Source organism: Bradyrhizobium sp. CCBAU 51765 (genome assembly GCF_015291725.1).
Lineage (GTDB): Bacteria > Pseudomonadota > Alphaproteobacteria > Rhizobiales > Xanthobacteraceae > Bradyrhizobium > Bradyrhizobium liaoningense.
This window is the reverse complement of record NZ_CP030038.1, coordinates 291,753-304,975: the sequence shown is the minus strand read 5'-3', so window position 1 is coordinate 304,975 and position 13,223 is coordinate 291,753. Positions and strand designations below refer to the sequence as shown.

Sequence of the window (13,223 nt, the reverse complement as noted above, 5' to 3'; positions counted from 1 at the left end):
GGAACGAATCAATTTCGGCCGACTTTCCGCGTTGCTGTTGCCGTCCCCTCGCCGCCGAGACGTAGTTTTGCACCGACGCGCGGCACGTGGTTGCGGTTCGAGGCAGCGGCTTGTCCTCTTTCGGTACAACATGGTCGAAATACTGATGCAGAAAGTCCACAGGTTAACCGATAATTAACGATAGGTCTTGCCGCCGGCGCGGCGACTTGGTTTGATCGCGTCCATGAGCACAACCCTGATCGAGGTTCGGCCGGCCAAAGCTGCAGATGCAACTGCGGTGGCGTCGACCCATGACGAAGCCTGGCGTTCGGCCTATCAGGGCATCATTCCCGGCGCCGAGCTGGAAAAGCTGATCAACCGCCGCGGTCCGCAGTGGTGGGACAGTGCCATCCGCAAGGGCAGCCGCGTCAGCGTGCTCGTCTTCGGTGACAAGATCGCCGGCTATGCAAATTACGGCCGCAACCGCGCCCGCAGCCTGCATTTCGACGGCGAGATCTACGAGCTTTACCTGCGACCGGAATTCCAGGGTCTCGGCTTCGGCCGCCGCCTGTTCGCTGCCGCCCGCCGCGACCTCATGCAGAGCGGACTGAAGAGCATGGTGGTGTGGGCGCTCTCGGACAACGATCCGGCCACGGAATTCTACCGTGCCCTGGGCGGCCGCATGGTGGCGCGATCTTCCGAGCGATTCGGGCCGAAGTCGCTCGACAAGGTTGCCTTCGCTTGGACCAATTGAGCTGCTGAAATCTTACCCGGCAGCGTTCCCATCCGTCGATACCGCCCGTCTTTCGAGCCCGGTGATCGCCGGATTCATTATTTCACAAAAACGCGATGGATCAGCGGGCCCAGCCCGCGTATGACAGCGCCAAAATCGCTGCCGGGCGCGATCTCACCTCGGCAACAACGGAGCCTTGAATGCGTATCGATGCGGTCTCGATCGGGAAAAACGTACCACACGACGTCAATGTCATCATCGAGGTCCCCGTGGGCGGCGAACCGATCAAGTACGAGATGGACAAGGAGGCCGGCACGCTGGTGGTCGACCGCTTCCTCTACACGCCGATGCGTTACCCCGGTAACTACGGCTTCATCCCGCACACGCTGTCGGATGACGGCGATCCCTGCGACGTCCTGATCATCAACACCCGCGCCATCATTCCCGGCGCCGTCATGAGCGTGCGTCCGGTCGGCGTGCTGTTCATGGAAGACGAAGCCGGCGGCGACGAGAAGATCCTGGCGGTGCCGTCGTCCAAGCTCACGCAGCGCTATGACAAGGTGAAAAGCTATTCCGACTTGCCGGATATTACGCTGCAGCAGATCCAGCACTTCTTCGAGCACTACAAGGATCTCGAGAAGGGCAAATGGGTGAAGATCCTGCGCTGGGGCGACGCAGAGGAAGCGCACAAGCTGATCCTCGAAGGCATTGAGCGCGAGAAGAAAAAGAAGGGCTAATCGTCATTCCGGGGCGATGCGTCAGCATCGAACCCGGAATCTCGAGGTTCCGGGTTCGCGCTTCGTGCGCCCCGGAACGACGGCGTCCCTACACCGCCGGTTTCGGCAGCCCTGCGATCGCGCAAGCGGCCCGCAGCGTGTTCACCAGCAGGCACGCCACCGTCATCTGGCCGACGCCGCCCGGTACCGGGGTGATCGCGCCGGCCACGCCAAGCGCGTCCTGATAGGCGACGTCGCCGACGAGGCGCGTCTTGCCGTCCTCCTTCGGGATGCGGTTGATGCCGACATCGATCACGGTCGCACCCGGCTTCAGCCAGTCGCCGCGCACCATCTCGGGCTTGCCCACCGCGGCATAGACGAGGTCCGCCTTCTTCACGAGACCCGGCAGATCGCGCGAGCGCGAATGGGCGATCGTGACCGTGGCGTTTTCATTCAACAGCAGCTGCACCAGCGGGCGGCCGACCAGGTTGGAGCGGCCAATGACGATCGCGTTCATGCCCTCGAGCGAAGCATGCACGCTCTTCGTCAGGATGATGCAGCCGAGCGGCGTGCAGGGCGACAGCGCCTCGAAACCACCGGCGAGCCGACCGGCATTGTTCGGATGCAAGCCATCGACATCCTTTGCGGGATCGATGGCGTTGATGACGGCTTCGGTGTTCAGCCCCTTCGGCAGCGGCAGCTGCACCAGAATGCCGTGCACGGCGGGATCGCGGTTGAGCTTTGCGACCAGCGCCAGCAGATCTCCTTGCGAGACATCGGCCGGCAGCTTGTGCTCGAACGACGCCATGCCCGCAGCCTGGGTCTGGGTGTGTTTTGAGCGGACATAGACCTCGCTGGCGGGATCGTTTCCGACCAGGACCACCGCAAGGCCCGGCACCAGATTGTGCTCGCGCTTGACGCGGGCTACCTCCTCGGCGACCCGGGCGCGCAGCTCCGCGGCAATGATTTTTCCATCAATGATCTTGGCCGTCATGTCAGTTCCCTCAGTCGTTCGGTTTGGCCGACACAAGCTGGCGCAGGGTTTCTCCGAGCCGCGCCGGGTCGCCATCGACCGCGATCTGCTTCAGCCGCGAGGTGGCTCCGGATAGCAGCTTTACACTGGCCTTGGGAACGCCGAGCGATTTCGCCAGCAGCGCCAAAACCGCCTTGTTGGCCTCGCCGCCATCGGCAATGGCGCGCACCCGCACCTTGAGCACCGTACGCCCATCCGAGAGTTGCTCGATCCCGTCGATGTCGTCGCGGCCGCCGCGCGGCGTCACCCTCAGAGCGATGCTGATTCCTGTGGCCGAGTAGCGCCAGGGTTCTTTATGAGCTTCCTTGGCAACCAAAGGCGCTCCAGCCTGCTCAGATCACGTTCGGGTAGATGTAGTACAGGATCACCCGCTCGACGAACATGATGATCAGGATCAGGATGATCGGCGAGATGTCGAGACCGCCGAGGCTGGGCAGGAAATTGCGAATCGGCGCCAGCAGAGGCTCGGTGATCCGGTACAGGAACTCCGCCACCGCCGACACGAACTGGTTGCGGGTGTTCACCACGTTGAAGGCAATCAGCCAGGACAGGATCGCGGAAGCGATCAGCAGCCAGACGTAGAGGTCGAGCACGATGATGACGATGTCGAGAACGGCACGCATGGCTTTTGAAAACTCTGGCTTTGAAAACTCTGGCTGCGGTCGGGATTGACGCCTTTTGCTAGATATCGGTTCCGTCAGGCCCAAACAAGGGAAGTTCGGGCACCGGAATGGCTAAAACCGGGTTACGCCCGTCCTTGACTTGACCTTGGCGGGGACTTAAATGGCGCCCGGTTGTCGGCCGCGTTCACCAGAGCGGCCAGCAAAGGGGCCATAGCTCAGCTGGGAGAGCGCGTCGTTCGCAATGACGAGGTCGGCGGTTCGATCCCGCCTGGCTCCACCAGCCTTCGCAGGCTGCGCCTGCTTCGGCTCGGCAAGCCGTTTCGTAGCGAAGGCTGCCGCGCCATAGCCCGAAGGGCGACGGCGGGCTCCCTCCGAATCTCCCCTACCTCCCCGTAAACCGCGGCGACCGTTTCTCCATGAAGCTCGCCACGCCTTCCCTGAAATCACTCCCGTTCAACGCCACCATCATCTCCCGGTTGGCCTCGATCGTCGCCTCGGCGAGCGTCTGGAACGGCACCTCGTAGAGCTGCCGCTTGATGACGGCCATGGCGCTCGGCGAGACGAAATCGGCGAGGTCGCGCGCATAGGCGTAGGTCTCCTCGCGCAGCTTCTCCGGCGGAGAGAGCCGGTTGACCAGCCCGATCCGCAAGGCTTCCTCGCTCGATACGCGCCGCGCCGAGAGCAACAGATCCAGTGCATTGGCGTGGCCGACGATCCGCGGCAGCATCCAGCTGATGCCGTGCTCGGCGATCAGGCCACGCCGCGCGAACGCGGTCGTGAACACGGTGTTGTCGGCGGCAAAGCGCAGGTCGCAATACAGTGCGTGGACGAGGCCGATGCCCGCCGTGGCGCCGTTGAGCATGGCGATCACAGGCTTCCTGATCGACGGATAATAGCCGTAGCGCGTCTGCCAATCCGGCCGGCGATTCATGTCGAAGGGCGGCAGGTTCGAGGCACGCCTGACGTCATCGGGATCGAGCCCCTTCAGCGCATCCATGTCGGCGCCGGCGCAGAAGGCGCGGCCCGCGCCGGTGAGCACGATGACGCGGACACTCTCGTCGGCGCTTGACGCTTCCATCGCGTGACGCACGTCGCGCTCCATGATCGGCGTCCACGCATTCATGCGGTCGGGGCGGTTCAGCGTGATGGTCGCGATCTTGTCGCTCACCTCGTAGAGAATGTGTTCGTAGGCCACGGCGCTCTCCCCTGTTTGCCGGCGCGATTTCGCGCGCTCGTTGGCAGCGAACCTAGCATATCCAGGGAAGAGGCAAGGACTTGCGCCAAGGACCTGCGCGAAGACGCGATCACTCGGCGGCTTGCGCCAGCACCGGCCGGCGTGCGAGCCAGCCGTTGATGAAGTGATCGAGCCAGGCGCGCTCCGCGACATCGTAGACGGCGCGATCCGCGAAATGATGATGCCGCTGCCGCGCCCCCGGCGCGCTGAAGCCGTCATAGCCGCGCGTGGTCCAGCGATGCATCATCGCATAGGTCACATCGGGGTGGAACTGCACGCCGAAAGCATTGCCGGCACGGAACGCCTGCACCGGAAAGTCATCGCCCTCGGCGAGCAGTTCGGTGCCTTCAGGCAGCTCAAATCCCTCGCGATGCCAGTGATAGACCTGCGCCGGCCAGTGCGGACAGAGCGCATGGCCCGCAGCGGTCGGCCTGATCGGGTAATACCCGATCTGCGTCAGCGCCTCCGCATGGGGAGCGACGCGGGCCCCGAGCTGCATCGCCAGCATCTGCGCCCCTAAGCAGATGCCGAGGAACGGCCGCTGCTCGCGGAGCGGAATTTCGATCCAGTCGATCTCGCGGCGGATGTAGTCATCGGGATCGTTGGCACTCATCGGGCCGCCGAAGATCACGGCGCCGGCATGCCGATCGAGCGTCTCGGGCAGGGGATCGCCGAAGCGGGGACGGCGGATATCGAGGCGATGACCGAGCGCGCGCAGCGCATTGCCGACGCGCCCCGGTGTCGAGCATTCCTGATGCAGGACGATCAGAACCGGCCGCCGGGTTTCAGAGGCGGCGGCGCTCGGCGCCTTCCGTGGGAAGGCCACCACTTCTGCGCCACCAAACCTGTCCGTCCGGAACGACATGGCCTCTGCGAGTGCTATCGGTTCAGACCGCCAGCATAGCTAAGCGATGGTTAACATCGTGTGAGTTCGCGCACACACGCCCCGATCCTGAAGCAAGCTCCGGGCCACTACGGGGCCTCTAGTGCCTCTGCCTCTGGAACCGGCTGGTGGCCGCCAGGATGAAGCCGCGCGGGAAGAAACGCAGCGCGAACGGCACGATCTTGATACCGAGGCCAGGCAGCACTGCCCGTTTGTTGGCCATCAGGCCACGATACGCCTCGCGCGCAACTTCGGCGGCAGAGACGTTGAGAACGGCCGTATCATGTTGCGATCCAACGCCGGCGCGCGCCTGGAATTCGGTCGGCACCGGACCCGGGCAAAGTACGGTGACGCGGACGCCGCGCGGCGCAAGCTCCGCCCGCAACGCTTCGGTCAAGGAGATCACATAGGCCTTGGACGCGTAGTAGACGGCCATGCCGGGACCGGGCAGGAAACCGGCGACCGACCCGACATTGAGAAGGCCGCCCTTGTTCCTGATGAGCTGATCGGCAAAGCGCAGCGACAGATCCGTCAGGGCCCGGACATTGACATCGACGATGCCGATCTGCGCGATGCGATCGCGCTCGATGGCATCGCCGAACACGCCGAAGCCGGCATTGTTGACGAGATGGTCGAGCTCGACGCCTTCGGCTGCAAGGGCTGCCGCGATCGTCTCGCCGGCATCCGCTTTCTCGAGATCGCAGGCGATCACGATCGGCTTCTTGCTGCCCTTGGCAACAAGCTCGCTCGCGAGCGTTTCGAGCCGATCCGCCCGTCTCGCGGTCAATGCGAGGCGGTGTCCATTGGCGGCAAACACACGCGCCAGCTCCATCCCGATGCCCGCCGAAGCACCAGTAATCAACGTCACCCGCTCAGCCACGATCGAAGTCTCTTGAATTCAACTATTTTGGCCCCACAACGGCGGAACGAGAGCATAGGCCGTGCGCAACAGGCAAGCGGCACTGGCAGCATGGCCGCTTGAGCAGAACGACCGGCAATGCAGAGAAACCGTTGATTTGCAGGCCTATTCGGCGCAGGCGACGAGCATATTAAACTTTCGTCATGTGCCCACGCGGGCCGCGATCCGCCAAGTCCAGTGCCGTCAGCCGACGGCGCTGTCCTTGAGCTGACCACCGGCACGCTCCGCGACCGCGTGCTTCAGCTCGATCCGGTCGCGCTGGGAAATCCCGAGCAGGTCGGAAGCTCGCCAGACGACATTGTCTTCGAACTCACTGACCTGGCCGTCGGCATAGACCAGCTCCCACATCATCCGGACGATGCGCTTGCGGCCCTCTTCATCGAGCGAGCGCATGATGACGCTGGTGAAGTGATAGAGGTCCACCGCCTCGCCCTCGACCTGGGTGGCATCTGCGATCAGACGATCGGCAGTGCCGCGATCGAGCCCGAAATGGCTTTCAATCAGGCTGTGCAGCTTGCGCTGCTCGGCCGCGCTCGGCTGGCCGTCCAGCGAGACCACGTGGACCAGCAGTGCAGTGGCCGCCAGCCGATAATCGCTGTCGCCGAATGCGCGGTCCGAGGCTTGAGGACCGACAATGTCGGCGATGAATTGACGTAAGCCGTCGAGCATGGGTCCTACCGAGATCGATGACGCCGCAAGGAGTGCGGCCGTTACCTGCATTATATGAGCAGGAAACCCAACCGGCGCAACGTGCGTCAGTTCCGCGCGCGTATTACGTTTCGGCAATCTGCGGACTTTTCATTCGCCGTCATGGCCGGGCTCGTCCGGCCATCCACGGCCACCAGGAAAAACGTAGATGCCCGGGTCAAGCCCGGGCATCACGATGGAGAGCGGGGCGCACGTCCGTCCCCACACCGTCATTGCGAGCGCAGCGAAGCAATCCAGGATCTTTCCGCGGAGGCTGGCTGGATTGCTTCGTCGCAAGGGCTCCTCGCAATGACAGAGAATGTGGCGACCTCATCCCGCCTCACGGTATCTCGTACACCACCATCTTGTCGGCGATACCGCGGAGCGCGGCCTGCTTCTGGATCGGCTTGATCGCGCGTTGCTCGAGCACCTCGGCGACCGCGGGAGCGTCCAGCACCGGACCGGTGATGTGAATCTCCTGAGCGGTCGACAGGCTCTGCACGCGGGCGGCGATGTTGACGGTCTGACCGAAATAATCCTGCCGCTCGTTGAGCATGACCGCAAGGCAGGGACCTTCATGGATGCCGATTTTGAGAATGAGGTCGTTGGCGCCGCGCTGCTTGTTCAATTCCTCCATCGCCGCGCGCATGTGCAATCCTGCGATGATGGCGTGCTCGGGCCTGACGAAGGTCGCCATCACGGCATCGCCGATCGTCTTCACGACCGCACCCTTCTCGGCGGCGATGATCTCCAGCAGTGCACGAAAGTGCGCCCGCACGAGATCGAAGGCATTGAGGTCACCGACCCGCTCATACAGCGCCGTCGAGCCCTTCAGGTCGGTGAACAGGAATGTCAGGGACGTGATCTTCAGCCGCTGGTCGACATTGAGGTTGTCGGCCTTGAAGACGTCGCGGAAGGTCTGGTTGGACAGCATGCGCTTCGCGGTCAGGATCGGCTTGCGCTTGCCGATCATCTCATGCAGCGCGTCGGCGGCAATCCAGACCGAAGGCAACACGCGATTGCCCGACTGGTTCTCGAGCGTGAGCCGCAACGGTCCGGGGCGCATCACGGTGGTCCCCGTCGGCGCCTCCAGCTTGTTGAACATGATCGAAAGCTGCTGACGCTCGGTCGTCGGCTCGCCCTGAACGTCCAGGAAATGGGCGGAATGGGTCACCGGCTCGAACACGATGATGAACTGGCTGGGCAGATTGAGCGAGAGGATCGCCTTCTCGCCCGGAGGCAATTCCAGGGCTTCGAGCGTCACGTCGTTGATCAGTCGGGAAAAGGACTCGTCGTTGATGTCGACGCCCGAGCTCCAGAACATCTGCCGCACATACTCCCAGATCGGCAACGTCTCGGGATCATGAGCACCGATGCGGCGCACCCGCGGGCTGACGGTGAAGGCGACCTCGACCATCTCGTCGACAGAGGCCTCGTATCCGGCGGCGCAGAGCGCGCAATTGTAGTCGTCGTGCTTCAACGACTTCAACGTGGCGTGCGCGCCCAACACGCCTCCGCATCCGGGGCACAGCACGTTCCAGCTCATGTCGAACAGGCCGAGCCGGGAGGCGTGCAGGAAACCGGAAATGACCTTCTCCTGGTCCAGCCCGGTCCGGTTGGCAAAATCCAGCGCATTGATCCGGTTGAGGTCGCGGTCATGACCGTTGGCGATCAGCTGCGCGATGGCCTCCACGACAACGGGATCGGCGGTCTGTTTCAGAACGGAAAACTGGGCCTGGATGTCGCTCATGGCGGGTCTCTATCTAGGGTGGATCACGCCATCGGCCAGACGAGCGCCTGTCACCGACGCGTGATGCGGAACATGGGTGAGTGGTCCGGCTGGGTCGTGACGACGCCGAGCGGGATCACGGGATTCGCGGGGTCGGCGAGCTCGACACGGAATGCGCCGATCAGGCGGGCCAGGGCCAGCACGGATTCGGCCTGGGCAAACGGCGCGCCGATGCAGACGCGTGGACCTGCGCCGAACGGCAGATAGGCAAAACGGTCCGGCGCCTCCTTCGACATGAAGCGCTTTGGAACGAACGCGTTCGGCTGGTCCCACAGCTTCTCGTGCCGGTGCAGCAGCCAGGGCGCGATCATGATGATGTCGCCCTTGCCGATCTCGACGCCGGCCGCATTGTCCTTGTCGCGCGCGGCCCGCGCGACCAGGAAGGCCGGCGGGTAGAGCCGCATGGTCTCGTCGATCACCGCACGGGTGAACTTCTGCCGGTCGATGTCGGCCATGCTGTCGAGATGCTCGCCGCGCGTCTCGGACGCCACCTCCTCCTGCGTATCGGGATCGAGCGCGAGCAGATAGAGCGCCCAGAACAGCGCGGTCGCGGTGGTCTCGTGGCCCGCGAGGATCATGGTCGCGACCTCGTCGACGAGCTGCTCGTCCGAGAAGCCCTTGCCGGTTTCGGGGTCCCGCGCTTCGTCCATGAGATCGAACAGGTCGCGCGGCGGCGCGCCGTCCTTCTTGCCCATCGTGCGCCGTTCGGCGATCAGCATGGCAACGAACTCGGTCCAGCGCTTGCGGAAGCGCGCGCGGGCAAAATCCATCGGGCTCGGCCAGGACACCGGCAGCACCATGTCGAGGAGATACGGGCGCCCCAACCGCGCGGCATATTCCATGATGAAATTGCGCAAGGTCGCGCCATGCCGGTCCATGCCGAACGAGAACATCGTGCGCCCAGCGATCTCGAGCGTCATGCGCTGCATGACCTCGCGCAAATCGATGTCTTCGCCCGTGCGGGCATCCAGTTTCGCGATGGTCTCGTCGAGCACCGCCGTCATGTGCGGGACGAGATTTGCGGTGGCGCGCGGCGTGAAGGCCGGCGCGAGGGTGCGGCGCTGAAATGTCCAGGAATGACCTTCCGCGATCAGAAGGCCGTCGCCGAGCACCGGGCGCAGCATGCGGATGCCGGCCGGCGTGCGCGTATAGTTCTCGTAGTTGCTGAGCAGAACGTGCCGGATCGCGTCCGGCTGGTTCAGGATGAAACTGTTGCGGAAAAAGAAGCGGCCCGGGATGACCTCTTCCTCATAGGCGCGCTGCCCCCAGGTCGCGATCATGTTCTGCCGGACGACCGCGAGCCGTCCGAAGAACGACATATCGTCGGGCGCACGCGGAGGAGCCGGAGGGATGATGGGCCGACGCACGCTGGCGAAGTTCATGGCTCTCTCCCGCAGATGTGACGCAGCCAAACAGCTAATAAGTCAGCTCGGCGATCGCAATCCTGTTCTCGGCGGCGGGCCAGGTGCGCGCCACGATACGTTCTTCGCCAAATTGGGCCACGATGTTACGCCCGATCTCGCTGGCCGGAAGCCGCAGGGTTGCTGCCGCATCCGTGGGCACGCCCGGCTTGACGTCGGCCGGCACCTTGCCATCGAACAGAACCACGTCCCGCGGCAGGCCGAAATAGCCGCGCGGCCGCGACATGATCGCGACCGCCCCTGCGTCCTTGTCTGCCGGCCCGAGCGGCCGCGCAGGCCGCAGGTGCACGACGTCGGACGAGCGCGGGAACGGAGAGCGGTAAATGTGCGTGATCGGCGCATCCGGGGAGGTCAGGACGAATTCAAGCGACCAGGCCGGATCGACCTGCGCCGGCCCCCAGCGGCCGTCGGCGGCGGTCTTTGCGCTGTGCAGCGCACCACCCTTGCGCTCCCCGGTATCAGGATCGACACGGAAGACATCGACGGTTGCGCCCGCGACCGGGCGATTGGTCGGCACACCGCCCGGCGTTCCCGTGACAAGCCCGCTCAACTTCACGCTGGTTTCGGGCACGATCGCGATGCGGGCGGGCTCGCGGCCGGCCATGAACTTGTAGATCTCGCGGAAGGCGCGCGGATGAAACGCCACCTCGCGATGATCCAGCGCACCGAGCACGAGGTTGGTGGCGCCCTTCAGCTCAGGCCCCTCGGCGGTCACACCGGTCGGCGTACCAGGCTTGCCGATGAAGCGGCCGTCGGCTTGCGCATATTTGTCCATGCCGTCGCTGCGCAAAGTGAGGAAGGCAACGCCCGGCGTCACCTCGCTCGCGCCCTCATTCAGGCCGCGCAGGAATACGCCGCGGCCGTTGAACTCGTTGTTCGGCTGGTCATCGGTCGCGAACACGCCGTGATTGGGCGTGCCGCACAGAACGGCGTGGCTGACATCGCCCGCACCGCCGTTCCTGATGACGTTGCGGATCGCATAGCCCCCGCGCGAGCTGCCGACCAGGGCCACCCGCGCCGCACCGGTCCGGCGCTTCAATTCAGTGATGGCAGCGGCGAGCTCGCGGCGCTGGTCCTCGGTCGAGGAGCGGTTCGCCTGCTCGACCTTGTCATCGCTGCGCGCCAGGGGATCGGTGAAATTGATCGCCCCCATGCGCTCGCGGGCGATGCCGTTTGATTCCATCCGCCACAAGGTCGTCATCCAGAGCGCGTCGTAATCGCCATTGCCGTGAACGAACAGGATCGGCGGCACCTCGGTGCTCGGCGGAACGCCAGGCGAGGTCTGGGCGATCGCGCCGGCCCGCATGCTCGCAACCGCGAAAGGCAGGCTGCCAGCTCCCAGCAGGATCGTCCGTCGCGACAGCCTCATCTGTTCCTCCTGCAAAACCATGCCTTTGCACCGCTTATACCTGCCTAACCACTGGACAGCGAAGGACTTTCGCAGGCATCAGTGATCCGATCGGAATCGCTGAAGCTAGTTCTGACACCCGATATGGAAGGGGATATGACCGAGCAGACGAACCGCCAGACATTTGCCGGCGACGGCATCACCGCCCCCCTGCGGTACACATTGTTCCGGCGCATCTGGCTCGCCAGCCTGCTCTCCAATCTCGGCCTCCTGATCCAGGGCGTAGGCGCGGCCTGGGCGATGACGCAGATGGCCGCCTCGGCCGACAAGGTGGCGCTGGTGCAGACCGCACTGATGCTGCCGATCATGTTGATCTCGATGCCCGCCGGCGCCATCGCCGACATGTACGACCGCCGCATCGTTACCCTGGTCTCGCTATCGATCGCGCTGATCGGCGCGAGCGCGCTCACCGTTCTGGCCGGCCTCAACCTGATCACTCCCGAATTGCTGCTCGTCTTCTGCTTCGTCGTCGGCAGCGGCAATGCGCTGTTCGGCCCGGCCTGGCAGTCCTCGGTCAGCGAACAGGTGCCGCCCGAGGCATTGGCGTCCGCGGTGGCGCTCAACGGCATCAGCTACAACATCGCGCGCAGCTTCGGTCCTGCGGTCGGCGGCGTCATCGTCGCTGCGCTCGGCGCCGTGGCCGCGTTCGCCTGCAATGCGATCCTCTATCTGCCGCTGCTGGTCGTGCTGCTGCTCTGGCGCCGCAGCACCGAGCCCTCGCGCCTGCCGCGGGAAAAGCTCAACCGCGCCATGGTCTCGGGCGTGCGCTACATCACCAATTCGCCGCCGATCAAGATCGTGCTGTTGCGCACGCTGGTGATGGGCCTGATCGGCGGCGCCGTGATGGCCCTGATGCCGCTGGTCGCACGTGACCTCCTGCACGGCGGCGCGCAGACCTACGGCATCATGCTCGGCGCCTTCGGCATGGGCGCGGTGATCGGCGCACTCAACATCCACGAATTGCGCAAGCGCATGAGCGGCGAGGCCGCGATCCGCGCCTGCACCATCTCGATGGCGTTCGCAATGGCCGCCCTCGCGGTGAGCAGCGAGCCGGTGCTGACGGCGACGGCGCTGGTCTTGGCCGGGGCGGTCTGGATGGCTGCGATCGCGCTGTTCAACATCGGCGTGCAGCTGTCGGCACCGCGCTGGGTCGCGGGCCGCTCGCTCGCGGCGTTCCAGGCCTCGATCTCCGGCGGAATCGCGATCGGCGCCTGGGGCTGGGGCCGACTCACCGACTATGCCGGCGTCGAGATCGCATTGCTGACGGCGGCAGGCCTGATGCTGATCTCGCCGTTGCTCGGCATCTGGCTCACGATGCCGCGCGTCGGCGCGCGCAACGAGGATGCGGACGTGCTGGCCGATCCCGAGGTGAAGCTCTCGCTGACCGGACGCAGCGGACCGCTGGTGGTCGAGATCGAATACCGGGTCGCCCAGGAGAACGCGCGCGCGTTCCACAACGTGATGCAGGACGTGCAGCTCTCGCGCCAGCGCAACGGCGCCTATGGCTGGTCGATCGCGCGCGACATTGCCGATCCCGAATTGTGGACCGAGCGCTATCACTGCCCGACCTGGTTCGATTACCTGCGCCAGCGCAACCGCTCGACCCAGTCCGAACGCGCCCTGCATCAGCAGGCGATCGACTTCCACGTCGGCCCCGAGCCGGTGCGGATCCGCCGCATGCTGGAGCGCCCGTTCGGTTCGGTGCGCTGGAAGGACGAGACGCCGGACCGCGCCGATGGCGAGGTGCTGCCGGTGGTTGCGACCGCTGCGGGCAGCAGCACGTAGGGACCGTCGTTCC

The 13,223-nt window shown here is 64.8% G+C and carries 13 protein-coding genes and 1 tRNA gene; 4 read left to right on the top strand and 10 right to left on the bottom strand.

From position 1 onward, the window contains the following. Positions 1–223 precede the first annotated feature (223 nt). The gene (locus XH96_RS01425; protein ID WP_008136728.1) at positions 224–733 is read left to right on the top strand and encodes a GNAT family N-acetyltransferase; all 510 of its coding nucleotides are present in this window, start codon (positions 224–226) and stop codon (positions 731–733) included. A gap of 179 nt (positions 734–912) precedes the next feature. Continuing rightward, positions 913–1,449 (top strand): inorganic diphosphatase, encoded by a 537-nt coding sequence (ppa, locus tag XH96_RS01420; protein ID WP_028177050.1) that lies wholly within the window; start codon positions 913–915, stop codon positions 1,447–1,449. An 88-nt stretch (positions 1,450–1,537) separates the two neighbouring features. Here ppa and folD read toward each other — a convergent pair whose 3' ends face one another. The 3 genes from folD to XH96_RS01405 are packed head-to-tail and all read right to left on the bottom strand — an operon-like array spanning position 1,538 to position 3,084. After that, positions 1,538–2,422 (bottom strand): bifunctional methylenetetrahydrofolate dehydrogenase/methenyltetrahydrofolate cyclohydrolase FolD, encoded by an 885-nt coding sequence (folD, locus tag XH96_RS01415; RefSeq protein WP_194390735.1) that lies wholly within the window; start codon positions 2,420–2,422, stop codon positions 1,538–1,540. Between the two features lie 10 nt (positions 2,423–2,432). Continuing rightward, a complete protein-coding gene (locus tag XH96_RS01410; protein WP_194390734.1) occupies positions 2,433–2,777 on the bottom strand; it encodes a DUF167 domain-containing protein in 345 nt (114 codons plus the stop codon). A gap of 16 nt (positions 2,778–2,793) precedes the next feature. Beyond that, positions 2,794–3,084 carry a YggT family protein gene (locus XH96_RS01405; protein ID WP_028177047.1) on the bottom strand — a complete coding sequence of 97 codons (291 nt, stop codon included), beginning with the start codon at positions 3,082–3,084 and terminating at the stop codon, positions 2,794–2,796. Between the two features lie 204 nt (positions 3,085–3,288). Between XH96_RS01405 and XH96_RS01400 the strand changes: the two genes are divergently transcribed. Then, positions 3,289–3,364 (top strand) — tRNA-Ala (locus XH96_RS01400). Between the two features lie 102 nt (positions 3,365–3,466). Here the strand turns inward: XH96_RS01400 and XH96_RS01395 are convergent. The 7 genes from XH96_RS01395 to XH96_RS01365 form a co-directional block, all read right to left on the bottom strand. After that, on the bottom strand, positions 3,467–4,279 hold the full coding sequence (locus XH96_RS01395) for an enoyl-CoA hydratase (RefSeq protein WP_194390733.1): 813 nt from the start codon (positions 4,277–4,279) through the stop codon (positions 3,467–3,469). A gap of 109 nt (positions 4,280–4,388) precedes the next feature. Next, complete coding sequence (locus XH96_RS01390; RefSeq protein ID WP_194390732.1) at positions 4,389–5,183, bottom strand: glutamine amidotransferase; 795 nt, start codon at positions 5,181–5,183, stop codon at positions 4,389–4,391. Between the two features lie 118 nt (positions 5,184–5,301). After that, on the bottom strand, positions 5,302–6,081 hold the full coding sequence (locus XH96_RS01385; RefSeq protein WP_194390731.1) for an SDR family oxidoreductase: 780 nt from the start codon (positions 6,079–6,081) through the stop codon (positions 5,302–5,304). Positions 6,082–6,303: 222 nt separating this feature from the next. Then, positions 6,304–6,789: a TerB family tellurite resistance protein gene (locus XH96_RS01380; protein WP_194390730.1), complete on the bottom strand. Its 486-nt coding sequence runs from the start codon at positions 6,787–6,789 to the stop codon at positions 6,304–6,306. Positions 6,790–7,147: 358 nt separating this feature from the next. Continuing rightward, positions 7,148–8,557: an adenylate/guanylate cyclase domain-containing protein gene (locus XH96_RS01375; RefSeq protein ID WP_194390729.1), complete on the bottom strand. Its 1,410-nt coding sequence runs from the start codon at positions 8,555–8,557 to the stop codon at positions 7,148–7,150. A 50-nt stretch (positions 8,558–8,607) separates the two neighbouring features. Then, positions 8,608–9,978 (bottom strand): cytochrome P450, encoded by a 1,371-nt coding sequence (locus XH96_RS01370; RefSeq protein ID WP_194390728.1) that lies wholly within the window; start codon positions 9,976–9,978, stop codon positions 8,608–8,610. Positions 9,979–10,012: 34 nt separating this feature from the next. After that, a complete protein-coding gene (locus XH96_RS01365) occupies positions 10,013–11,386 on the bottom strand; it encodes a hydrolase (RefSeq protein ID WP_194390727.1) in 1,374 nt (457 codons plus the stop codon). 135 nt (positions 11,387–11,521) lie between these two features. On the opposite strand from XH96_RS01365, the gene XH96_RS01360 reads away from it, so the two are divergent. After that, positions 11,522–13,210 (top strand): MFS transporter, encoded by a 1,689-nt coding sequence (locus tag XH96_RS01360; RefSeq protein ID WP_194390726.1) that lies wholly within the window; start codon positions 11,522–11,524, stop codon positions 13,208–13,210. The last annotated feature ends 13 nt before the right edge of the window (positions 13,211–13,223 follow it).